Annotated in this window: 23 protein-coding genes; 4 read left to right on the forward strand and 19 right to left on the reverse strand. The window is 44.8% G+C overall.

The genetic code is table 11. The features are described 5' to 3' along the window. Positions 1-1,107: glutamate--tRNA ligase (gene gltX, locus JKY90_09705; GenBank protein MBL4852529.1), on the reverse strand; the 1,107-nt coding region annotated here is incomplete at its 3' end. Between the two features lie 41 nt (positions 1,108-1,148). Further along, entirely contained in the window at positions 1,149-2,450 is a 1,302-nt protein-coding gene (locus JKY90_09710) for a hypothetical protein (protein MBL4852530.1), read from the reverse strand. Between the two features lie 92 nt (positions 2,451-2,542). On the opposite strand from JKY90_09710, the gene JKY90_09715 reads away from it, so the two are divergent. Further along, positions 2,543-2,902: a hypothetical protein gene (locus tag JKY90_09715; GenBank protein MBL4852531.1), complete on the forward strand. Its 360-nt coding sequence runs from the start codon at positions 2,543-2,545 to the stop codon at positions 2,900-2,902. Positions 2,903-2,907: 5 nt separating this feature from the next. Continuing rightward, positions 2,908-3,672 carry a glycosyltransferase family 2 protein gene (locus tag JKY90_09720; GenBank protein MBL4852532.1) on the forward strand — a complete coding sequence of 255 codons (765 nt, stop codon included), beginning with the start codon at positions 2,908-2,910 and terminating at the stop codon, positions 3,670-3,672. A 265-nt stretch (positions 3,673-3,937) separates the two neighbouring features. On the opposite strand, the gene JKY90_09725 is transcribed toward JKY90_09720, so the two are convergent. Beyond that, positions 3,938-5,299 carry a DEAD/DEAH box helicase gene (locus JKY90_09725; protein ID MBL4852533.1) on the reverse strand — a complete coding sequence of 454 codons (1,362 nt, stop codon included), beginning with the start codon at positions 5,297-5,299 and terminating at the stop codon, positions 3,938-3,940. A 27-nt stretch (positions 5,300-5,326) separates the two neighbouring features. After that, positions 5,327-7,312 (reverse strand): ATP-binding cassette domain-containing protein, encoded by a 1,986-nt coding sequence (locus JKY90_09730; protein MBL4852534.1) that lies wholly within the window; start codon positions 7,310-7,312, stop codon positions 5,327-5,329. A gap of 526 nt (positions 7,313-7,838) precedes the next feature. On the opposite strand from JKY90_09730, the gene JKY90_09735 reads away from it, so the two are divergent. After that, positions 7,839-8,189 (forward strand): DUF2288 domain-containing protein, encoded by a 351-nt coding sequence (locus JKY90_09735; GenBank protein MBL4852535.1) that lies wholly within the window; start codon positions 7,839-7,841, stop codon positions 8,187-8,189. Between the two features lie 131 nt (positions 8,190-8,320). On the opposite strand, the gene JKY90_09740 is transcribed toward JKY90_09735, so the two are convergent. The 5 genes from JKY90_09740 to JKY90_09760 all read right to left on the reverse strand — a co-directional run bounded on the left by JKY90_09740 (position 8,321) and on the right by JKY90_09760 (position 12,453). Beyond that, positions 8,321-8,929, reverse strand: a complete 609-nt coding sequence (locus JKY90_09740) for a DsbA family protein (GenBank protein ID MBL4852536.1) — start codon at positions 8,927-8,929, stop codon at positions 8,321-8,323. Further along, entirely contained in the window at positions 8,929-9,600 is a 672-nt protein-coding gene (locus JKY90_09745) for a glutathione S-transferase (protein ID MBL4852537.1), read from the reverse strand. Before JKY90_09745 ends, JKY90_09740 begins: the two co-directional genes overlap by 1 nt. A gap of 142 nt (positions 9,601-9,742) precedes the next feature. After that, positions 9,743-10,696 (reverse strand): cysteine synthase A, encoded by a 954-nt coding sequence (gene cysK / locus JKY90_09750; protein MBL4852538.1) that lies wholly within the window; start codon positions 10,694-10,696, stop codon positions 9,743-9,745. 372 nt (positions 10,697-11,068) lie between these two features. Then, positions 11,069-11,602: a DUF882 domain-containing protein gene (locus tag JKY90_09755; GenBank protein MBL4852539.1), complete on the reverse strand. Its 534-nt coding sequence runs from the start codon at positions 11,600-11,602 to the stop codon at positions 11,069-11,071. A gap of 158 nt (positions 11,603-11,760) precedes the next feature. Beyond that, the gene (locus JKY90_09760) at positions 11,761-12,453 is read right to left on the reverse strand and encodes an arginine N-succinyltransferase (protein MBL4852540.1); all 693 of its coding nucleotides are present in this window, start codon (positions 12,451-12,453) and stop codon (positions 11,761-11,763) included. A 480-nt stretch (positions 12,454-12,933) separates the two neighbouring features. On the opposite strand from JKY90_09760, the gene rhlB reads away from it, so the two are divergent. Further along, complete coding sequence (gene rhlB / locus JKY90_09765) at positions 12,934-14,370, forward strand: ATP-dependent RNA helicase RhlB (protein MBL4852541.1); 1,437 nt, start codon at positions 12,934-12,936, stop codon at positions 14,368-14,370. Here rhlB and JKY90_09770 read toward each other — a convergent pair. The 10 genes from JKY90_09770 to secY form a co-directional block, all read right to left on the reverse strand. Continuing rightward, on the reverse strand, positions 14,360-15,040 hold the full coding sequence (locus tag JKY90_09770; GenBank protein MBL4852542.1) for a dienelactone hydrolase family protein: 681 nt from the start codon (positions 15,038-15,040) through the stop codon (positions 14,360-14,362). The two genes, rhlB and JKY90_09770, sit on opposite strands and share 11 nt — an antisense overlap. Before the next feature lie 29 nt (positions 15,041-15,069). Then, entirely contained in the window at positions 15,070-16,674 is a 1,605-nt protein-coding gene (locus JKY90_09775) for a YdiU family protein (GenBank protein ID MBL4852543.1), read from the reverse strand. Positions 16,675-16,685: 11 nt separating this feature from the next. Next, positions 16,686-17,780, reverse strand: coding sequence for an AI-2E family transporter (locus JKY90_09780; GenBank protein MBL4852544.1), 1,095 nt, complete (start codon positions 17,778-17,780; stop codon positions 16,686-16,688). A 240-nt stretch (positions 17,781-18,020) separates the two neighbouring features. Next, positions 18,021-18,410 carry a 50S ribosomal protein L17 gene (rplQ, locus tag JKY90_09785; GenBank protein MBL4852545.1) on the reverse strand — a complete coding sequence of 130 codons (390 nt, stop codon included), beginning with the start codon at positions 18,408-18,410 and terminating at the stop codon, positions 18,021-18,023. Between the two features lie 27 nt (positions 18,411-18,437). Next, on the reverse strand, positions 18,438-19,451 hold the full coding sequence (gene rpoA / locus JKY90_09790; protein ID MBL4852546.1) for a DNA-directed RNA polymerase subunit alpha: 1,014 nt from the start codon (positions 19,449-19,451) through the stop codon (positions 18,438-18,440). Between the two features lie 61 nt (positions 19,452-19,512). Then, positions 19,513-20,133, reverse strand: a complete 621-nt coding sequence (gene rpsD, locus JKY90_09795) for a 30S ribosomal protein S4 (protein ID MBL4852547.1) — start codon at positions 20,131-20,133, stop codon at positions 19,513-19,515. Between the two features lie 45 nt (positions 20,134-20,178). After that, complete coding sequence (gene rpsK, locus JKY90_09800) at positions 20,179-20,568, reverse strand: 30S ribosomal protein S11 (protein ID MBL4852548.1); 390 nt, start codon at positions 20,566-20,568, stop codon at positions 20,179-20,181. A 31-nt stretch (positions 20,569-20,599) separates the two neighbouring features. Next, positions 20,600-20,956, reverse strand: coding sequence for a 30S ribosomal protein S13 (rpsM, locus tag JKY90_09805; protein MBL4852549.1), 357 nt, complete (start codon positions 20,954-20,956; stop codon positions 20,600-20,602). A gap of 115 nt (positions 20,957-21,071) precedes the next feature. Continuing rightward, the gene (gene rpmJ / locus JKY90_09810; GenBank protein ID MBL4852550.1) at positions 21,072-21,185 is read right to left on the reverse strand and encodes a 50S ribosomal protein L36; all 114 of its coding nucleotides are present in this window, start codon (positions 21,183-21,185) and stop codon (positions 21,072-21,074) included. Between the two features lie 63 nt (positions 21,186-21,248). Next, the coding region (gene secY, locus JKY90_09815) for a preprotein translocase subunit SecY (protein MBL4852551.1) at positions 21,249-22,294 on the reverse strand (1,046 nt) is incomplete at its 5' end.

Below are 22,294 nucleotides of genomic sequence, written 5' to 3' on the forward strand. Positions count from 1 at the left end.
AAAAAAGAAGCGGCTGTTTTCGGCCATCTCTAGCAGGGTTTTCGCACGCTCGCGCTGCGCAGCAACCAAATCAATCAGTGCTGGCCCGGCACTGGTGTCAATGCCCTGCTGCTTAAAATGAAAAGCCAAACGCTCAGCCGTATCGTCAAGATCACCTGCTTTGATGTAATGCTGGTTAAACCATTGCAATTTACTAGTATTAAACGCGGCGGCTGATTTGCTGACACTGGTAAGATCAAATAATTCAACCATTTCATCTTTAGAAAAGACTTCTTGATCGCCATGCGACCAACCCAGGCGCACCAAATAATTAAGCAAGGCGTCAGGCAGATAGCCGTCATCTCGATACTGCATAACACTCACTGCGCCATGACGTTTAGAAAGACGTTTGCCGTCATCACCCAGGATCATTGGTAGGTGCGCATAGTGTGGTACGTCGGCATTCAAGGCCTTTAGAATATTAATCTGGCGTGGTGTGTTATTGATGTGGTCATCACCACGTACCACATGTGTAATTCCCATATCCGCATCATCAACAACAACAGTAAGATTATACGTTGGTGTGCCGTCGGTGCGAGCAATAATCAAGTCGTCTAATTCTTGGTTATTAAATGAGATAATGCCACGAATTTTATCATCGAAGCTGACAGCACCTTCAGTCGGGTTACGAAAACGAATCACGTGAGGCGCACCGGCTTCAGGTGCAGCCCCTTGAGATATCTCGGGCAAGTCACGACAACAACCGTCATAACGTGGCTTTTGCTTGTTAGCCATTTGTTCGGCACGCAAATTATCCAAACGTTGCTTGCTGCAATAACAGCGGTAAGCATCGCCTTGATCTATCAGTTGATCGATCACCTCCTGGTAGCGATCCATGCGTTCGGTTTGATAATACGGCCCTTCATCGTAATCCAGACCCAGCCATGCCATGCCGTCTAAAATGGCTTGCACTGATTCGGGTGTTGACCGCTCACGATCAGTATCTTCAATACGCAGCACAAACTGACCACCATGATGTCGTGCGTATAACCAGGCATACAGCGCGGTACGGGCACCACCAACGTGCAAATAACCAGTCGGACTAGGGGCAAAACGAGTCTTAATCATACTGTTTCAACTAATACAATAAAGCGCCGTATTCTATCAGTTCAAGGCTGCGTGCTCTGCACTATTTTCCGCCGATGCTTCAAATCAAACAATAAGGCAATGGCAATTATCGAAAACTCTACAATACGTATCCAATCAGGCATTTCATAAGCGCCCAGATCGGAGCTCGGCAGGTGCAAGCCGACACAGTAAGACAGTAATAGCGCAGCAGATGCCGTCCATGCCCATCTACTTGGAAAAATCACTGCAAACGGTAATACCCAGAGCCAGTACCAGGCGTTAATGACGGGGGAGATCAGCAAAAATAACCCGAAGACCCAGTCCGCGCGCGGCATAACAAATGTGTGCTGGTCCTGGCTTTTGAAAAAGTACCAGCCTAACCACACCAAAAACAATACTGCGAGCGATAGTTTAGCGATGCTGTCCGATAAAAATAGATTAAGCACCGCGTAGGCTGCAGCATTAAATTCCCAATATTGGGCAAACACAAAAAGGCTAAAGAAATCACTGCTACCTTGTACGATAAAGGGCAAATAAACCGTACCCAAGCTGGCAAAAAATAATAACCAGTATTTTACTGATAAACGCCATAAAACCCAGGGCACAATGAGTAACGCAAACACCTTTGTCGCAACGGCCAGCGCAGCAACAATGACTGCCGCAGCATAGTAGTGCCGTGATCGTAAAAACAGTGCTGCCAACAATAGAAACACGCCAATGCCATCAGGGTGTGCGGTAAAGGCAATTTCTTTGATCACCAAGGGGCACCAAGCATAGAGCAATACATAGCCAACCGGCGCCAAGCGCAATAAAATTGCGATCAAGCCTAGATCAGCACACAACATAATCAGCTTCAAGCCCCACAGCTCACCCGGGCTGATTAGATAGGCAAGTGCAAATAGATATTGCAGAGTTGGGCCATAGATTGTCGGCAAATCAGGGTTATTAATCTGACCAATAATTTCAGTAAATCGGCCAGGCAAACTTTCACTGGCGAAAAAAGCCGATGGCGCCACACCATAGGGCGTGCCATCTGTGACAAAACGATAGCCATCCCATAGATACCGATACCAATCATCTTCCAGTATTGGTAAGCCCCAGAGCCCGATCACACGGAATATCAATGCCCATAACAGTATCGATTTTATGCAGTTAAAATCTCGACCAATGCCAAACGCAGCCAGCCATAGCGCCATCAGCAATAATTCTGCGATTAAAAACTGATACAAGCCAACGGCTTCACCACTATTTTGTAGTATCACCGCAGACAGATAGACCAGCGCTGTTGTGACCCCACAGAGATTTATGAATAAAACGACATAATTTTGTGGTATTTTTGACATGAGTTAACGATAGGATTCACTACAGTTCTGATAACAGAACCATGAGAATAGCTGTGACCTACCTAATCCTCTAACCTTTTGGAGAAATAACCATGATAACCGTATCACGAAACTTAGCCCTGCAACACGCTAAGAGAACAAGCACTTTATTATTGCTATTGATAACCTTGTTCATCAGTGGCGCTGCACTCGCCTCAGGCGGCGGAAGCTATGGTGGCGGTAGCAGCAGTAACGCCACAAAGATTGATAGCGAACGCTATGCATTAGGCAAGCAGATCTATAAAAACAATGTTAATTGCGCCGGTTGCATCATTGATCAGCCCAGGCTATCAAAGCGAGAAGCAAAAAACCTATATAAACAGGCAAAACGAGACAAAAATCTGCGTCAATCATTGTCTAAACAAGAATATCGTGCGATGAGATATTATATGCAAAAACGCTTTAAACTCTAAACTCTATGCTTAATGCACATCATATCTCTGTCATCATTCCTGCCAAAGATGAAGAAAAGGCGATAGGCCGGGTAGTCTCCGGCCTCAGCCAACTGCGTGGCGCGAACAAAAAACCATTAATCGACGACATTATCGTTTGTGATAATGGCTCAACGGACAATACGCTACACATCGCAAGATTATATGGTGCACGTGTCGTCAAACAATCTGTCGCAGGTTATGGTATTGCTTGTCTAACAGCGCTGGCCGCATTGTCTAAACATGCTGATATCATTTTATTTGTTGATGGCGATAACTCTTGTAATCCACTGCAAGCACATGACTTATGTAAAGCCATTAGCGATGGTGCTGACCTGGCCATTGGCTCGCGTAAGCTAGGCTATATCGAAGCCAACGCAATGAGCACAGCCCAGCGCTTTGGTAATGCACTTGCTTGCTGGATACTCACTCTTCTCTATCGAAAAAAAGTGACCGACCTTGGTCCTTACCGGGCAATCTGTAAAACCAAACTCGATGCCCTGAAGATGCAAGATCGCAGCTTTGGCTGGACAGTCGAGATGCAAGCGAAGGCCTTAGAACGCAATTATAAAATCAAAGAAATAGCTGTCGATTGCAGACGCCGCATTGGTATCTCAAAAATCAGTGGCACTGTCTCGGGCGTTATCGGTGCTGGCAAAGGAATTTTATCAACTATTTTCAAGGTGTGGTGGCAATACCGGCACTACAGAAATACAACTTCTAATATTGGTAAACAGGAAAGTAAGGCTTAATACCTACTGCACTAGTACCAACTTTACAAACAACCGGTTAGTGCGCTTTATTTTTTGTTTTTCCACAACGTTCACAGCAATAGGCTGTAATAAGCTTGCCCGACTTTGTATCAAACTGATTGTTAGTCACCACCCTCCATTTATGAAAGCCATTTGAACAGAGGGTTTTTTCTTTTGCTTTCTTTTTCAAGGAAGGCTTTTTAAACGGTATCACATTCGACATTAAAATTAGTCCTGTGCTATGGAACCTCTGGTGTCTTTAACATTAATCACGTCGTTTGGGTGCTGACAAACCATCTCCACCTGTCAGTAGTTTTTTACGGCCATTATTACCTTGACCCTTCGCCTTGGCGGTTTTATTTTTCGGTTTGCCTATCTGTTTCTTGTTTCTATGACGCTGTGCCGCCTTCATTTTTGCTTTATCTTTAGGCGTTTTCTTTTTTTTCTTTGCGCCCACTGCTTTGCCTGACGCCTTGATTTTCTTGGGTCCGCTATATTTTCCCTGTAATTCTTTAATACGACGCCGTTCAAACGTTTGCTTAAGATAACGTTCAATACCGCTCATTATGTTCCATTCGTTGTGATCAATGAGAGATACCGCCAAGCCTATCTCACCCGCACGACCGGTACGACCAATACGGTGTACATAGTCCTTGGCATTACGCGCCATATCGAAATTAATAACTAGGTCAATACCTTTGACATCAAGACCTCGCGCCGCAACATCTGTCGCCACTAATACCTGGATTTGGCCATCATGGAAACGTCGCATCACATGCGCCCGCTGATGTTGGTCCATATCACCATGCAAATATGCCGTGTAAATATCAACATGGCGTAAATGCCCTGCCAGACTCTCTGTTTGTGTTCTTTTATTAACAAAAACCAAAGCCTTTTCTGGATTTTCTTCCTTTAAAAGCCATGCTGTCAATTTCACTTTATGTGCATCATCATCGGCCGTGACAATCTGCTGGCGAATATTCTCGTGTTTATCTCGCACGGTATCCAGTGTCAGCACGATGGAGTCACGTAGCAATTGTGCAGCAACACCACGTACACCACTATGCCCCAAGGTGGCGGAAAACATCAGTGTCTGGCGTTGTTCATTACAACGCGCTGCAATCGCCAATACATCATCGCTAAAACCCATATCAAGCATGCGATCAGCCTCATCAAGAATGAGCACTTCAAGGTCATCAAAATAAGGGTTGTTATTATCAAGATGGTCGATCAAACGGCCGGGGGTTGCGATGATGATTTCAGGATTTTTTCTAAACATGGCCTTTTGACGACTAAAGCTCTCACCGCCAATAACTAAGCCGAACGTTAATTGAGTATAACTACCCAAGGCCACACACTGACCATAAATTTGCTGTGCCAACTCACGCGTCGGCACAAGAATCAAAGCACGTGTACCGCTCTGGGTATCCGGATTTTGTAATAACTGCTGCATCGTTGGCAATAAAAAAGCTACGGTTTTACCACTCCCTGTTGCCGCGCTGACCAACAGATCTGTCTTCTCTAAAGCATAAGGAATCGTTTTGGCCTGCACTGGTGTTGGCCGATCAATATCGAGCTTGGCCAATGCCTTAATTAAGAATTCATCGAGGATTACATCGCAAAACATCAGCCACCCTCACTTCGCCTAAAGCGTCTATTGTTGGTTAAGTTGCTCATATTCATCACTTAAATTTATCCATTCTTCTTCGCAACGATTAAGCTCTTGCTGTAATTGGCGTTGTTCATATAGTGTCTCCGTTAATAGGCTTTTATTGCACTCTTGATAGAGTGAGTTATCAGCCAGTTGTTGTTCGACTTCACCAACTCGTGTCTGCTTTTTTTCTATTCGCTGTTCTAGTTTCTTTATCTGACTACGCAATGGCTTTAAACGCTGGCGCTTTAGTGCGGAATCTTGTCGTTGTTGCTTTTTATCTGCCTTAGAAATAAGTGGCGAGGCAGATAGCGAGACTTGTGATGGCGTATGTTTTTTGTCACCTTTTACTTTCTTTTGGGCTATGTTTTTATTGCCTATTTTTTTATTGCTGACTTTCTTGCTCTGATCTATTTTTCGACTATGACTCTTTAACCATTGCTGATAATCGTTAATATCACCATCAAACTCTGTTAGCTTAGCATCTACGACCAGGTAAAATTGATCTACCGTGTTACGCAATAAATGTCTATCATGCGAAATCACCACCAAGGCGCCGCTGTAACTTTGCAAGGCGACGGTAAGCGCATGACACATCTCAAGATCAAGATGGTTGGTCGGCTCATCAAGCAGTAATAAATTCGGTTTTTGCCAAACGATCAGTGATAGCGCAAGGCGTGCTTTCTCACCACCAGAAAAATTACCAATAGGTTTAGTGGCTTTATCACCATGGAAATTAAAACCCCCGAGGAAGTTCCGTATCTCTTGTTCGCGGGCATCTGGTGATAAGCGCTGTATATGCAATAGCGCACTGGCTGCTATATCAAGTGCTTCAAGTTGATGCTGGGCGAAATAACCCAGCATTAAATTATCGCTTTGTTTACGCTCGCCACAAAGCAGTGGCAAGTTACCAACCAGGCTCTTAATCAGTGTTGATTTACCTGCGCCATTGGGGCCAAGTAAACCAATACGGCTACCAGGCAATAATTCGATATTGGCCTTACCAATAACTGGCTGCCCGGCGTAACCCAAGTCAGCATCATGCAAGCTGGTTAATGCACTATAACTTGGTTTACTGTCAAAGAAATGGAAATCAAAGGGTGAATCGACATGCGCAGGAGCGATATCTTCCATACGCTGCAATTCTTTTATGCGACTCTGTGCCTGACGTGCCTTGCTCGCCTTGGCGCTGAAACGTGCGACAAACTGGTGGATTTCTGCTTTGCGTCGCTGCTGTTTCTCAAAAGTCGCTTGTTGCTGCGCTAAACGTTCAGCGCGCAATTTTTCAAAGGCTGAGTAATTACCCTTATAACTCCAGCATTTCTTGTGCTCAATATGAGTAATACTACTTACCACATTATCAAGGAAATCGCGGTCATGCGAGATAATAAGTAACGTTCCTTCGTAATTACGTAGCCATTGTTCCAACCATACTGACGCATCTAAATCCAAGTGGTTGGTCGGCTCATCGAGTAATAACAAATCAGATGGACACATCAGAGCTTGGGCAAGATTCAAACGAATACGCCAACCACCAGAAAATGAAGCTACTGAGTTAGCCAATTGATGTTGGTTAAAACCCAAACCATGCAATAATTGCTCGGCACGATAGTGGGCATTAAAGCCATCCAGGGCATCGAGTTTTGCGTACAGTTCACCAAGCTGATCGTGTGACTCTGCGGCCTCTTGTTGTGCTATCGCTGCTTGTAACTGACGTAATTCTTTATTGCCATCAAGCACATAGTCGACCGCTGAGCGCTGTGAAGCAGAAACCTCTTGTGCCATATGAGCAACACGCCACTGACCAGGCATAATCAGCTCACCAGCATCAACATGTAGCTGACTCAGAAATAGCTTAAAGAGGCTGGATTTACCGCTGCCATTGGCGCCAATCACGCCCACTTTACCGCCTGGGTGAATAGTCAAATCAGCATTTTCAAATAATAGTTGCGTGCCTCGCTGGAGGCTGACGTTAATTAATCGGATCATGCAAGGGATTATAGGGGGATGTGTTCTCTGGCGCGATAGTAGTCAATAAAAGATGTCATGCTTGATCTAGGGAACCTCTGATTTATTCATGGAACACGACCTTGCACCTGAAATATCCCAGCTCTGCGTTGTACCCCAAGGGCACTTCCTTCGGGGCGCGATCTTGCCAATAGCCCCACTATTGGCTGCGATTCGCAGGAAGTGCCCCTGGGGTACGATTCGCGCCTTGATCTGCCCTTTATATTATAGGGTTCAGGCACAATCTCGCTATCCCAGAATAAATCAGAGGCTCCCTAGGGAGCGCTCTCAATTACCGTTCGTGGCGTAATCCTGGTCTTTTTTCGTGCTGGCAGCGTTACGCTTCGTTGCACCCCAAGAGTACTTCCTCAGGAATGCTACCGCATTCCCTCAGGGCGCAATTGAACAACTATTACGCCTCACCGCGCCTTGCCAGAACAAAAAATGCCTCAGAATTACTCTCACTCAGGTAATTGAGAACACCCCCTGGACAGTATAAAATACACACATGGATACAAACAAAGAAGAACAACGGGAAGCTGTTGAAAAAGGCAAAATTAATTTTGAAACAGCAAAAATTTCTTGGCAAGACCTGGAGCGTTTTTTTGCTGCGGGCTCTGTGGTCTATGTCTCTCCCGAATTAGCACTTATCGATGTCGCCTATGCGCTATCACAGGATAATTCTGATCAATTCAAAACATGGATGAACGCAAACAAGGTTGCGCATGTCAGTGATGAACAGGCAATAGCATGGCATGAAAGCGGCGCGAGCGTATGGTCGGTCGTGGTTAAACCGTGGGTCTTGGTTCAAGATATTAATAGAGACCTTTGCACGAAACAAGTGGCAAGAGAAAAATAAGATAAAATCACACTGATTGCGGCGAAAAATTCCGTCAATACGTCCGTCTTGGCAAGTTTTGTAACGAAGATCAGGGTAGTTTTGGTCATTTTTACTTGTCAATTGTTTCGTGCAAAGGTCTCTAATAGAAATTAGGGGAAAATATCAACGATCTGCTTTAGTGTCGTTTGATAGTTTTTATAGTCTATCGCCAAATGATGTAACTCGTTATTATAATTCAACACTAGCGAGGGGAAACCATTCACGCTAAGACTACGTGAGCAAGTGATCTGTTCTTGCAAACTCTCTTCTGTGCTAGCTGATACAAGATCAGCTCGAAACATCTCCACATCAAGCGCTAATTCTTCTGCCAGAACACATAATGTCTCATTGTTCGATGGGTTCATTGCTCTGAGATAGTAAGCACGCTGGATAGCTCGGATCATTGCAACGTCTGTGTTCTGTTTCGCTGCGGCGATAACAGCACGGCAAGCAGGATAAGTCGAGCGCCGTGGCTGGCAATGCCGCCAAAAATCATAATTAAATTCGGTGCCTAACTCATTTTGTATGCGACGCCAATGTGCCTGTATTGTCGCCTGCAACTCATCAGTCATGGGCTCATCACTGTCTTGAGCCAAACCACCCAGCACATAGGTAACACTAATGTTCTCAGGCATGTTTTGTAATAAATCTTGCCACACTGGCTGGTAGCCCCAGCACCAACTACACATTGGGTCATGAATATAGAATAGCGTTACCATTACATGTGTGGAAATACGATTGACGTATCATTTTCTTGCCACGGCTTGTATTTTTTCATTACGCTAAGGAACAAGTCTGATTCGACAAAGCGATTCAGCCATCTCTGCACGTTTGGGTAAGGGCGCTGGGCAAACCATGCTCTATCTACATGAACAAATTGTCGGACAAAGGGCAATACCACCATATCAGCCAGGCTATTACGCTCACCAAGCAAATATTCATTGCCCACTAACTTGGCTTCTAGTTTGACGATGATCTCTTCACCTGAAAAACGGTAACTCTCCATCGTTTGTTCTGGAAATTGCCCAGAGAATCGATCGTTATATTTATAGCGATCTAAAGACCGTTTGAAATGCCCATCGATATCAGTTTCGTTAACTAACCAAGTTAAAACGCTTGCTGCGCTATCTGTCCCATAGGTGAGCCATTGTTCCGGATCATTTCTCTGCAAGGCCCATTGCATAATGTCAAAACTTTCATCTATGACACGTCCGTCTTGTAACTGTAGTACTGGCACTGTTGCTTTTGGTGAGATTGCGGCCAACTGTTGTGGTTTATCGCGCAAAACTATTTCACGCAGCTCTACCTGGCATTGCGCATAAGCCAAAGCCAGACGTGCGCGCATAGCATAGGGACAACGGCGAAATGAGTAAAAAACAGGCAATGCCATAATGATTAATACTTGCTAATAAATTACATCGGAATCAACGGGCACTATCTACCGACTCAAGCCATGTGTTGTGTCACCAATAAAAATAACTGTGCGTAGTCTATCGGCTAAACCGAAAAACAATGTAGAGGTACATCAGGCCTTATAAGTTTGCCAACCACTCATCATCAGAGCCTTCATTGATGTCAGCAAATAAGGGCGTACTCAAATAACGCTCGCCCGTATCCGGTAACATAACCAGCATGGCACTGCCATTTTCAGCATTTTTGGCTACTTCAAGCCCAGCAGCCAACGTTGCACCGGCAGAAATACCAACGAATATGCCTTCGCTTTGAGCCAGGGCTAAGGAGATTTCAATGGCTTTCTCATCAGAGACCGGCACAATCTGATCGACTATGCTTTTATTAAGTACGCTCGGCACAAAATCCGGTGTCCATCCCTGAATCTTGTGCGGACTCCAATCCTTACCCGCCAACATAGACGCAGTTTCAGGTTCGGCAGCGATAATTTTCGTGTCTGGTCTTGCCACGTTTAACACCTCACCCACGCCGGTTAATGTACCACCAGTGCCCCAACCCGTAACGAAATAATCGAGCCGCTCACCAGCAAAATCTGTCAGTATTTCCGCTGCGGTAGTATTGCGGTGGTATGCTGGATTGGCTGGGTTTTCAAACTGTAACGCCATAAACCAACCGTGTTGTTTGGCTAGGTCTTTGGCGCGTTGTACCATGCCGGTGCCACGCTCTTCTTTAGGCGTCAAAATTACCTTAGCACCCAATGCACGCATCAGCTGACGTCGTTCAACGGAAAACGTCTCTACCATCGTCGCGACAAAGGGATGCCCCATCACCGCACAGACCATGGCAAGTGCAATGCCCGTATTGCCCGATGTCGCTTCAATGACGGTTTGCCCTGGTTTGAGTGCCCCACTATCACGCGCATCTTTAATAATGGCATAGGCAAGGCGGTCTTTGACCGAGGCCATAGGGTTAAACGACTCAATTTTGACGTAAATATCCACGTCTTGCGGTGCTAAACGATTAAGCTTAACGACAGGTGTATTACCAATGGTTTCGAGAATATTGTTATAGATCATGTCAATCGCCTCCCTTTGCTAATCAACGTGGCTTATGCCCATTGATACGACTATAGCAAAGAGCGGGATCTAACCCAACGGGATCTTTTAAATACAGACATGGTACTCCAACAACCTTGTATTGATGGATTCAGAGCCAGCCAAATGCACCAATACAAGACGCAGCCCGCAGACAAAGGTTGTTCCCTTTTCAAGGGCTGCACCGCCGTAGTGGTGCATTTGGCTGACTCCCTTCGGGCGGGTCAAGAAGCGGCCATCTGCGTTGTTGTGTTCACTTGAGCTAGAATCACTAGCCCTGCGTAAGCACGCCTAGCATCTGGCCGCTTCTTGGCTCGCTGAACCCATCAATACAAGGTTGTTGGAGTACTAGGACTACCAATGCCGAACATTACCGCTATCGAGGTGTATAAAGCGTGACTTCGGGTAATAACCGACACCGCCAGCAACCATATCTAATGCAGCAGTATGTAAATGACTCAGCTCAGTACCAGGTAAACGGATATCAATAGCACGACCAAACATATGATGACTATTGTTTGAGACACCTTCTGTTGATTGATACAACCTGGCATTAGATTGAGGTGAACGGTAGGCAGAGATAACCTCAAAGCGTCCATTATTAGCAACCTTCGCTTGCAACAAATTAAGCTGATCCAGTAAATCGGTATTGATATCAATGACTTCATCGCTGCGATGGTCGCGTAACACCTTGTTGATCGCCGCAAGCTCATCAACAATAAATTCGCCCTCAGCCCAGTAAGTTGCTTTAACGCTTTCACCTGTATGCTGATTGTAAAGCGATAAACGGCGTTCGCCAGGCACAATTAATGCGGCCAACACGCTCGAAGCAGAAAAAGGGATGGCTGAAATGGCGCTGGCAAAAAGTAGGTTCCTACGACTAATCATTTCAATGAAAAATCCAACAATAGGCACATAACAATACTGAATTAATAGCTATAGCGGATTATTATGAAAAATCGTTACCCAGGCAAGTAAAATTAAAAAAACAGCTCAGACAAAAACGCCAGCAAAAAGCTGGCGCACCTCGACAAATAGTTTTTTAGTTATTTTTTTAATTTGATAATCAAATTACCATCTTCGACGTTGAGATAATCGATACCATCAGCCAAGGCCTTCCAAAATCCTTGTTGGCCACCAAATTCCTGCACCAAATCAATGTTTTTAATGCCACCCAACCAGGCATTGGGTATTGGCACACCCATAACACTGACACCCTTGATAATCACTACGGCACGTTCGTTCTCATACGAAAGACCTAAGCCTGCTTTAAGCTTAAGTGTTTTACCGCCGACCAAGGGCATATCTTCATCCATCGGCACTAACATTTTCGCACTGATCAAGTTATCGGATAGATCAATTGCTAATCGTTCAGCCATGTCGGTGTTGTTTGCGACCAGGGCATTAACCTCCTTCTGGCTAAAAGTCACTTCACGATCTGCATCAGATTCAGCATAGGCCTCTGGCTTTAATGCTTTTCCGGGGACGGATTCAAGCTCATCACCTACCGATAAATCACCTAGCCCAAGCACCGAGAGCTTACTGATTAGCGCATGCTGTTCTTTAGCATTCAACTCGACGGGATTAAAATCTGTCGGGAAGAAGTAATACTTGAGCACGAAAAATGCAATCACCAAGGCAACCAACATTGCCAACAAAACAATAGCGAAGACCTTAAACCCACTAAGACCCTTTTTTGCCGCCGGCGCCTGCGTTATTCCTGTTAGCTCTGTCATCATTACCCTCCACCTAAAACGGACACTAACTATAGCCTAAAATAGGTGTATAGGGACTTAATACGACAAGAGAATATCATTCTATTCCTAACAAAAACTGTATATAACCATATAACAATCAATTACTTATGTTTTTCTAGCAGTTGATTTAACTCGCCCGCCGTGTCTAGCACTACAAGATCTGCATAACCACCAACATGACGATCACCGATGAAGCTTTTCGGCACGGTATGGTGCCCACTGATCTACATCAGATACATACAACTCATAGTCCTCGTCTACAATAATTATCTCGTCGTTTTCAGCCCGTCTTTCCTTTAACTCAACATGGATATCGCTTTGTCGAAACGCTAGAAAATATACTGGAAACTGCTAAACATCGGAAGGAATCCAATGTGCCATTTACAACCAGAACCCCTATAGGCTACATATTAAGAGTATACTTCGACGCTTAGCACATCATAGCCTTGCATCAACATATCTATGACGCTGTGCACCTTTGCTGCCAAAAGAGAAACTGCCTTGTTGCGTCGTTTATTTAAAAGCTTTAGTAAAGAAAACAATGCCAATACCAGCGCTCCCGCTACTAAGAAAACCCATTCACCTACTGAGAAACCAAAAGACAGCGCAAGTAAAGCAACTAACGTAACGCCAAAACCGTCGAACAACAAATCTAGACCGAAAAAACGCCGCAAACCTCGAACGAAAAAACCTGTGCTCGTACCTTGGGACAGTTCGCTACTAGACGTTCCAGCAGAAGAAGGTAAAACACGTTTCTATGATCTTAATCTAGATGAAACGCTATTACATGGAATTTACGATCTCGGCTTCAAATACTGCTCCCCTATTCAAGCGCAGATATTACCTGAAACTTTACAAGGCAAAGATGCTATTGGTAAAGCGCAAACGGGTACCGGGAAAACTGCCGCTTTTTTGATCACCCTTATTGATGATTTCTTAAAAAACCCAATTAAAGAGCAGCGCTATCTGGCTGAACCTCGCGCGTTGATTATTGCCCCTACCCGAGAACTGGTCGCACAAATCGCTGAAGATGCTAAAGACTTATGCAAACATACTGGTCTACACATTGTTATGCTCATCGGCGGCACTGATTACGAAAAACAATTAAAGAAGCTTGACCAAGGCTATGTTGACATTGTTGTGGCAACGCCAGGCCGCTTACTCGATTTTGCTAACCGCAAACATATCTATCTGGATCAAGTAGAATCACTCGTGCTAGACGAAGCTGATCGCATGCTCGATATGGGTTTTATCCCCCAGGTACGACGGATCGTGCGTGCCACACCTAATACCGATTACCGTCAAACTTTATTGTTTAGTGCCACGTTTACCGCAGAAGTTTTAGAACTGTCTTACCAATGGACATACGAACCGGTGAAAGTTGAAATTGAACCAGAAAATATTGCCAGCGATAGCGTCGAGCAAAAAGTTTACATGGTATCTAACGAAGAAAAGCTTCCCGTCCTACTGAAGATTTTGCAACACCCTGAAACCAAACGCGTCATTATATTTACTAATCGACGCGATCAAGCACAAAGACTGTTTGACCGTGTTGTTAAAAACAATATCAGCGCAGGCTTATTAACAGGTGAGATACCTCAGAAAAAACGCACCAGCACGTTAGCAAAATTTAAAAATGGCGAGTTCAAAGCAATGATTGCGACCGATGTCGCAGGCCGTGGTATACACGTCGAAGACATTAGCCATGTCATTAACTACAATCTCCCTGACAACCCCGGTGACTACATTCATCGTATTGGCCGTACTGGTCGTGCCGGCGCGACAGGCATATCCATCAGCCTCGCCTGTGAATTTGAATCGTTTCAGGTTCCTGCTATCGAAGAGCTGCTCGGCGAAAAACTGCGCTGCGAGCTACCTCCTGAAGAATTTACTCCTTAGTTAAAGAGCCCCTGGTTAACACACCCGCTAACCAAGCAGAAATATCATCGATCTGTTCAACACAAATACTGTGTTCCATATCGTAGCTTTTATATTCGACTGGGTTACCTAAATGCCTGATTTTTATCTCAGAGTCTCTTGCCAAGAGCTCTGGTATAACAGGGTCATGCAGACCATGATGTATCGTAACCGGCATATTACGATTAGCCCTGTGCGACACAATAGTGTCATAAGTAGCAAAGTAACTCGACAAGGAAAGAACCCCAGCCAACGGACGTGAAGATGACAAACCACACTCATAAACAACTGCGCCACCCTGCGAGAACCCTACTAGGGCAATATATTCACTGTTAACACCACGTCTAATTTCTCGCTCAATTAAATTCTTGATTGCTACTGCTGAATTGTGGATACCTTTCATATCCACCTTGGCATTCATTGCCATTTCATAAATATCATACCAGGCTGGCATGACAATACCGTTATTAATGGTAACGGGTATTTCAGGTGCATGAGGGAAAACAAAACGAACTGCTAAACTACTGGGCAAGTTTAATTGTGGAACAATAGACTCAAAGTCGTGACCATTAGCACCCAAACCATGCAACCAAATAACCGATGCCTTTGCTATGGTTTTTGGCTCAACTTCTACACAAGACAATAACTCCATTTAACTACCTCCCCACTAAACCTTTTCGTTCATGAGCTACACGACAACATTGAACAACCCTTTTTTCTTCTCGCCCAGTCTGGTCGTTTAGCCGCGTATTTTTCGTGTTTTATTTGTTCACTATAAGGCTGGCGTAATAATTTCAATAGATCATTGACCAATGAAAAATCGTCTTTCTCTGCCTTATCTATTGCCAATTGTGCAATATAGTTACGTAAAACATACTTGGGGTTGACCGAATTCATTTGATCTCGGCGCGCTTCATTGGTTTTTCCGTCCTTACGCAGGCGTTGAATATAAGCACGCAGCCACTTAGCCATGAGGCCAATATATTTTTCCGTCAATTGCTCAGGCAAGTAATAGGCATCGATTAATGACAAGACAAGTTCTTCATCAGTAGTATTATCGAGTTCGATATTAATATCCAATAATACTAAGCGGCGATAAAAAATCGTCATATCAGTTTCTATCAAGGCTAAAATTTCTAATAATTGCTCGACCAATATGTCATCGAACTCTGCAATATAGCTGTCGAAACCAAGTTTATCGGCCATCATTTTTTGGCGGCCATTTTCAAAATAAGCTGGATAACAATTGAGCACCTGTTGTAGCGCTTCATTGTTCTCAAACAAGGGTGCTAATGCACTGCCCAGTTGCGCTAAATTCCAATGCGCGATTTGCGGTTGATTGGCAAAACAATAACGGCGGCCATTGGCATCTGTTGTGTTGGGCGTCCAGTTAGGATCATAGTCTTCCAACCAACCATAAGGGCCATAATCAATCGTTAGGCCAAGTATAGACATATTATCGGTATTCATTACGCCATGCACAAAGCCAACTCGCATCCAGTGCATCACCATTTTAGCGGTTAGGCGGCATACTTCATCAAACCATTTTAGATAAACCTGCGGAGACGGTTCACCTAGATGCGGGAATTCATTGCGAATAGTGAAATCGATAAGTTGCTTTAGAATATCAACTTCACCACGCGCAGAGAAAATTTGATAATTACCAAAGCGAATAAACGATGGCGCGACACGGCATACCACCGCACCAAGTTCTGTTTGTGGGTTACCGTCGTAAAACATATCGCGCACTACTGGCTCACCCGTCAAAACCAGGCTGAGTGCTCGTGTCGTGGGTACGCCCAAGTGAAACATAGCTTCACTGCATAAAAATTCTCGCAGTGATGAACGCAGCACAGCCAAGCCATCAGCAGTGCGTGAATAGGGTGTCGGGCCAGCGCCTTTTAACTGTAAAGCCCAACGCTGCGATTTCGCGTTAATCACCTCACCCAGGTTAATGGCGCGACCATCACCCAACTGACCTGCCCAGTGGCCAAATTGGTGTCCGCCATAACACATGGCATAACAGTCCATGTCGTCAAGTAAGCGGTTACCCGCAAACGTCTCTGCAAACTCTTGTGACTGACAAACGTCAGCAGAGATATCTAAGGTTTGAGCCATATCGTGAGAATACGCAACCATCCGCGGCGCAGAAACTATTGATGGCCTTACTCGTGAATAACAAGCGCCCTTTACTTGGCGTCGTTGATTGCTGGCATCAAGATCAGCAGGAAGCTCTTGGCTAAAGCGATTATCAAAATCCAGTGATAAGCTTGTCACAGCTTTCAAACCCTATCAACTTATTCGCTAATAACTTGCTTGTCATCTTCAGCTGTTAACACATTGTGACTGGCTCGCGGCCATGCTTTAAGCACTGCCGCAACTAAGGTTGCCAATGGGATGGCGAAAAATATACCCCAGAAACCCCAGAGCCCCCCGAACACTAACACGGCAATGATAATCGCAACCGGATGCAAATTAACCGCCTCCGAAAACAATAGTGGCACAATGACGTTACCATCAATTGCTTGAATAATGAGATAAGCAATCGCGATGGAGGCGAATTCTGAGCTCCAACCCCATTGAAAAAAGCCGATTAATAATACCGGCACTGTGACAACAACTGCACCAATGTAAGGAATAATCACCGATAGGCCAACCAGCGCGCCAAGCAACATGGCATAGTTCAGCCCCATAATGGCAAAGGTAAGGTAAGAGACGCTACCAACAATCACAATCTCAACAAACTTGCCACGTACGTAATTACCAACTTGGACATTCATCTCATGCCAAATTCGTGTCGTCAACTTGCGTTCACTCGGTAATAAGGCACTAACCCAGGCCATGATTCGATCTTTGTCTTTAAGAAAGAAAAAAACCAATACTGGGGCTAAAATCAAATAAACTATCCAAGTAAAAATACCGGTAATCGAGGCTAGCGAAAACGAAACAATATGTTGCCCCATATCACGTACGTAACCGCCAATATCTCGCATCACATCTTTAATTTGCGCTTCGCTAACCAAGGCTGGATAGAGTTCTGGCAGTCGCAATAAAGTGTCTTGTCCACGTGCAATCATCGCCGGCAGTTCTTGCACAAGCTCGCCGACTTGCCGCGACAATAGCGGCATTAATCCAAATATAATAAATATCAAAAACGTCATAAAAACCAGGAAGACAATCGTCACTGACAGCAAACGAGGTAACTTCCAACGCTGTAAAACTAGCACCAAACCCTCTAATAAATAGGCAAGCACTAAGGCTCCCAACACGGGCGCTAACATATCACCCATAAAATAGATAATGAGAAATGCGAGCACCAACACAACGGCCAGTGCTATACCGTCAGGGTCCGAAAAATATTTTTGATACCAACGAGCTAAAACGCTATTCATAATTCAAGTCAAGGTTTTGTGCCAACGCCTATGATAAAGGGCGCGAAGGGTATTAGTCTATGATGAGATTGCATTTTCGCCCTTGACAGCAACCATTACGACTAAAATCGGTGAACAACGTAATCATCGCGCCAGCAAGCCTTCCTGCACAAACTAGTACTATAACGCTAACATAGGCTTATCTTGGGCCATAACGAAAAAAGCGGGCTTTAAGCCCGCTTTTTCTATTCTTCGCCAATTTTAATCTTCGCTGGCGTCGTTATCCGCTTCTATTGGCCTGTCAACCAACTCTACAATTGCCATCGGCGCGTTATCACCTGGGCGAAAACCACACTTAAGAATTCGTAAATACCCACCAGGGCGTTCTTTATAACGCGGACCTAACTCATTAAATAATTTACTCACCACCTCTTTGTCACGTAGTCGACTGAACGCAAGACGGCGCTTGTGAACGCTATCTTCGCCGCCAAGGGTAATTAGCGGCTCTGCTACACGGCGAAGTTCTTTCGCTTTGGGTACAGTGGTACGAATAATCTCGTGGCGTAATAAAGCATTAGTCAAACTTTGCAAGGTAGCCTTGCGGTGACTGGTATTACGGCTAAGTTGTCTGCCAATATTGCGATGTCGCATCGTGCTTATCCTAAAATAAAAACGTTATCAAATGGTGGTAGTATCAGGGCTAGCTGGAATCTCACCGCTCAGCTGAGCTGGAGGCCAGTTTTCAAGCCGCATACCTAGCGATAATTCATTCGTTGCTAATACATCTTTAATTTCAGTTAAAGACTTCTTGCCGAGGTTTGGTGTTTTCAACAACTCAACTTCTGTCTTCTGAATCAAATCACCAATAAAGTAAATATTTTCGGCCTTCAAACAATTGGCAGAGCGTACTGTCAATTCGAGGTCATCAACCGGACGCAATAAAATAGGGTCTATTTCACTTTCAGTTGATTCAGGTTCTTCAACGTGACTACCCTGAAGATTAACAAAAGCAGACAACTGGCCTTGCATAATCGTTGCAGCACAACGAATAGCTTCTTCAGGATCAATCGCACCGTTTGTTTCAAGCTCTAAAATCAGTTTATCAAGGTCAGTACGCTGTTCCACGCGAGCACTTTCAACAGTATAGGCAACACGACTTAGCGGACTATACGAGGCATCCAATTGAAGAACGCCAATAGGCCGATCTGCGTCAGTATCAATACGGTTAGTCGATGGCTGATAACCACGCCCCATTTCAACCTTCAATCTCATTCTTAACTCGCCTGAAGCTGTGAGGTTTGCAATGACATGATCAGGGTTGACTATTTCTACACCATTAACGGTTTCAATATCGCCAGCTAGAACAGGGCCTGGGCCACTCTTTTTCAACGTTAACTCTGCTTCATCGCGATCTTCTAAACGCAATGTCACTTCTTTTAAGTTAAGCAAAATATCGATAACATCTTCTTGCACACCTTCGATCGTGCTGTACTCATGCAATACATTATCAATTTCCACTTCTGTTAATGCCGCACCAGGCATTGATGATAATAAAATACGGCGCAGAGCATTACCCAAAGTGTGGCCAAAACCGCGCTCTAACGGCTCAAGAGTTACTTTTGCGCTATTTGCACCAGTAATTTGAACGTCAACAATACGTGGTTTTAAAAAAGTCGTTACATGACCGGACATGGACTATCCTCGCTTCCAAAATATAGGGAAAAATTCAAAAATCGTTCTACCCAAAAAATCTTTATTTAGAGTACAACTCAACAATGAGATTTTCGTTAATCTCCATTGCCAACTCATCACGATCAGGAATACGCTTAAACACGCCTTCCATCTTGTCAGAGTTGACTTCAACCCAATCAACCGCACCACGCTGTGTCGCCAAGTCGAGTGCAAATTTAATACGAAGTTGGTTTTTACCTTTCTCCGTTACCGCGATTACATCTTCAGGCTGTACCTGGTAAGACGCAATATTAACGTAGCGGCCATTGACAAGAATCGTTTTATGCGACACTAGCTGGCGTGATTCGGCACGAGTAGAGCCAAAACCCATACGATATACAACGTTATCTAAACGGCCCTCTAATAACCGTAATAAATTTTCACCCGTAGCGCCCTTTTGCCTATCAGCTTTTTTATAATAGTTACGAAACTGCTTTTCTAGCACACCGTATAAACGACGAACCTTCTGCTTCTCACGTAATTGTAGGGCATAATCCGTCAAACGAGTACGGCGAGCACCATGCTGACCAGGAATAACATCAGCGCGACACTTAGATTCAAGCGATCTAATACCACTTTTCAAAAACAAGTCGGTTTTTTCGCGCCTTGCTAACTTACAGGTTGGTCCGGTGTAACGAGCCATTCAAAACTTCCTTAAATTTATACCTAAAAATAAATACACGGGTGCCTAAACGCGACGCTTTTTCGGTGGCCGGCAGCCATTATGCGGAATAGGCGTAACATCACTGATACTATTGATGTTAAAACCAGCACTATTAATTGCGCGAAGAGCCGAATCGCGGCCAGGCCCAGGCCCTTTAATATACACATCAACATTTTTCATGCCGTATTCTTTCACCGTCGCAGAGACCTTTTCAGCAGCATCTTGCGCAGCAAATGGTGTGCTTTTACGCGAACCACGAAAGCCAGAGCCGCCCGCAGTTGCCCACGCCAAAGCATTGCCCTGACGATCAGTAAAGGTAATGATGGTGTTATTAAAAGACGCGTAGATATGCGCCATGCCATCAGACACATCGCGTTTGATGCGTTTTTTAGTAGAACGTGGTGCCTTTGCCATGAACCGACAACTCCAAAATTATTTATAAAAGCTATCTGCGAATCGGGCGTCTAGGGCCCTTACGAGTACGTGCATTAGTTTTTGTGCGCTGCCCACGTAACGGCAAACCACGACGGTGACGAATGCCACGATAACAGCCTAAATCCATTAAGCGCTTGATATTCATGGAAATTTCACGACGGAGATCACCTTCGACGCGAAGCTTGCCAATTTCACTACGAAGCAATTCAAGCTGCGCTTCTGTCAATTCTTTAACCTTGGACGCAGGGTTAACGCCACTGGCATCACACAATTTTCTGGCCCGATTACGGCCAACACCATAGATTGCAGTTAGTGCAATCTCAGCGTGCTTATGATCAGGGACATTAACCCCAACGATACGTGCCACAAACTATCTCCTGTCCCCGCAACCTAAAAATGCTGAGGGTGTAAGCATACAAATTGAAACCGAATATTATAACCAATCAATCAAAATCAGTCAATCCATGTGGGTGGTGCCACTATCAGCCTTGGCGTTGTTTGTGGCGAGGATTAGAGCAAACCACTCTCAATACGCCCTTACGTCGCACTGTCTTACAGTGTCGACATAGTTTTTTAACCGATGCTCGAACTTTCATTTCTTTATCTCCAACTTCACCCCGCCCCTGTCCATCGCGGTGTATGTATCCGCCATAAGGCGACTAAATACCGCGGCGACCATGGCCTTTCAGGTTTGCTTTTTTCATTAGGCCATCGTATTGATGTGACATCAAATGAGCCTGAACTTGACTCATAAAATCCATCACAACTATGACAATAATCAACAACGATGTGCCGCCAAAGTAAAACGGTACATTCCAATACAAAATCAAAAACTCTGGCAACAAACATACCGCAGTAATGTAAATCGCCCCCGCCAAAGTCAAGCGAGATAACACACCATCAATATATTTTGCTGTCTGATCACCAGGACGAATCCCAGCAATAAAAGCACCTGAGCGCTTTAGGTTATCTGCCATATCTTTTGGCTTAACAGTCAACGCTGTATAAAAGAAACAGAAAAACATAATTGCTGTCGCGTAAAAACCAACATATAGCGGCTGCCCCGGAGATAGGGCTGCAGCAATATCGCCCAACCAACGCATACCTTCGGTCTGTCCAACCCAGGTACCAATAGTGCCTGGAAACAAGATAATACTTGACGCAAAAATTGGCGGTATCACGCCCGCCATGTTCAGCTTCAGTGGCAAATGGCTGGTCTGCCCAGCATACATTTTGCGCCCTTGCTGGCGTTTCGCGTAGTTAACCGTTATGCGCCGCTGACCACGTTCGACAAATACAACAAATGCGGTAACTGCCAGCGCCAATGCAATAATAATCAACACTAACGCACCGTGTAACTCGCCCGTACGTGCCAACTCAAGCGTGCCACCAATGGCAGACGGTAAACCAGCGACAATACCAGCAAAAATAATCAGCGAGATACCGTTACCAATACCGCGCTCCGTCATTTGCTCGCCCAGCCACATCAAGAACATCGTCCCAGTAACCAGTGTTATCACCGCGGTGAAACGAAATGCCAAGCCCGGGTCAATCACCACGGCCGCACCACCTGCACTCATACCTTCCAGTGCAATGGAAATACCAATGGCCTGAAAAGTAGCCAACGCAAGAGTAAAACGTCGCGTATATTGTGTAATTTTACGGCGACCTGCTTCGCCTTCTTTTTTCATTTGCTCAAGCTTTG

Source organism: Gammaproteobacteria bacterium, assembly GCA_016765075.1.
Lineage (GTDB): Bacteria > Pseudomonadota > Gammaproteobacteria.

Bases quoted from the DNA above. Each gene is read 5' to 3' on its own strand.
- JKY90_09710 (MBL4852530.1), bottom strand. From the start codon at position 2,450: ATGTCAAAAATACCACAAAATTATGTCGTTTTATTCATAAATCTCTGT.
- JKY90_09715 (MBL4852531.1), top strand. From the start codon at position 2,543: ATGATAACCGTATCACGAAACTTAGCCCTGCAACACGCTAAGAGAACA.
- JKY90_09720 (MBL4852532.1), top strand. From the start codon at position 2,908: ATGCTTAATGCACATCATATCTCTGTCATCATTCCTGCCAAAGATGAA.
- JKY90_09725 (MBL4852533.1), bottom strand. From the start codon at position 5,299: ATGTTTTGCGATGTAATCCTCGATGAATTCTTAATTAAGGCATTGGCC.
- JKY90_09730 (MBL4852534.1), bottom strand. From the start codon at position 7,312: ATGATCCGATTAATTAACGTCAGCCTCCAGCGAGGCACGCAACTATTA.
- JKY90_09735 (MBL4852535.1), top strand. From the start codon at position 7,839: ATGGATACAAACAAAGAAGAACAACGGGAAGCTGTTGAAAAAGGCAAA.
- JKY90_09740 (MBL4852536.1), bottom strand. From the start codon at position 8,929: ATGGTAACGCTATTCTATATTCATGACCCAATGTGTAGTTGGTGCTGG.
- JKY90_09745 (MBL4852537.1), bottom strand. From the start codon at position 9,600: ATGGCATTGCCTGTTTTTTACTCATTTCGCCGTTGTCCCTATGCTATG.
- cysK (MBL4852538.1), bottom strand. From the start codon at position 10,696: ATGATCTATAACAATATTCTCGAAACCATTGGTAATACACCTGTCGTT.
- JKY90_09755 (MBL4852539.1), bottom strand. From the start codon at position 11,602: ATGATTAGTCGTAGGAACCTACTTTTTGCCAGCGCCATTTCAGCCATC.
- JKY90_09760 (MBL4852540.1), bottom strand. From the start codon at position 12,453: ATGATGACAGAGCTAACAGGAATAACGCAGGCGCCGGCGGCAAAAAAG.
- rhlB (MBL4852541.1), top strand. From the start codon at position 12,934: ATGACGCTGTGCACCTTTGCTGCCAAAAGAGAAACTGCCTTGTTGCGT.
- JKY90_09770 (MBL4852542.1), bottom strand. From the start codon at position 15,040: ATGGAGTTATTGTCTTGTGTAGAAGTTGAGCCAAAAACCATAGCAAAG.
- JKY90_09780 (MBL4852544.1), bottom strand. From the start codon at position 17,780: ATGAATAGCGTTTTAGCTCGTTGGTATCAAAAATATTTTTCGGACCCT.
- rplQ (MBL4852545.1), bottom strand. From the start codon at position 18,410: ATGCGACATCGCAATATTGGCAGACAACTTAGCCGTAATACCAGTCAC.
- rpoA (MBL4852546.1), bottom strand. From the start codon at position 19,451: ATGTCCGGTCATGTAACGACTTTTTTAAAACCACGTATTGTTGACGTT.
- rpsD (MBL4852547.1), bottom strand. From the start codon at position 20,133: ATGGCTCGTTACACCGGACCAACCTGTAAGTTAGCAAGGCGCGAAAAA.
- rpsK (MBL4852548.1), bottom strand. From the start codon at position 20,568: ATGGCAAAGGCACCACGTTCTACTAAAAAACGCATCAAACGCGATGTG.
- rpmJ (MBL4852550.1), bottom strand. From the start codon at position 21,185: ATGAAAGTTCGAGCATCGGTTAAAAAACTATGTCGACACTGTAAGACA.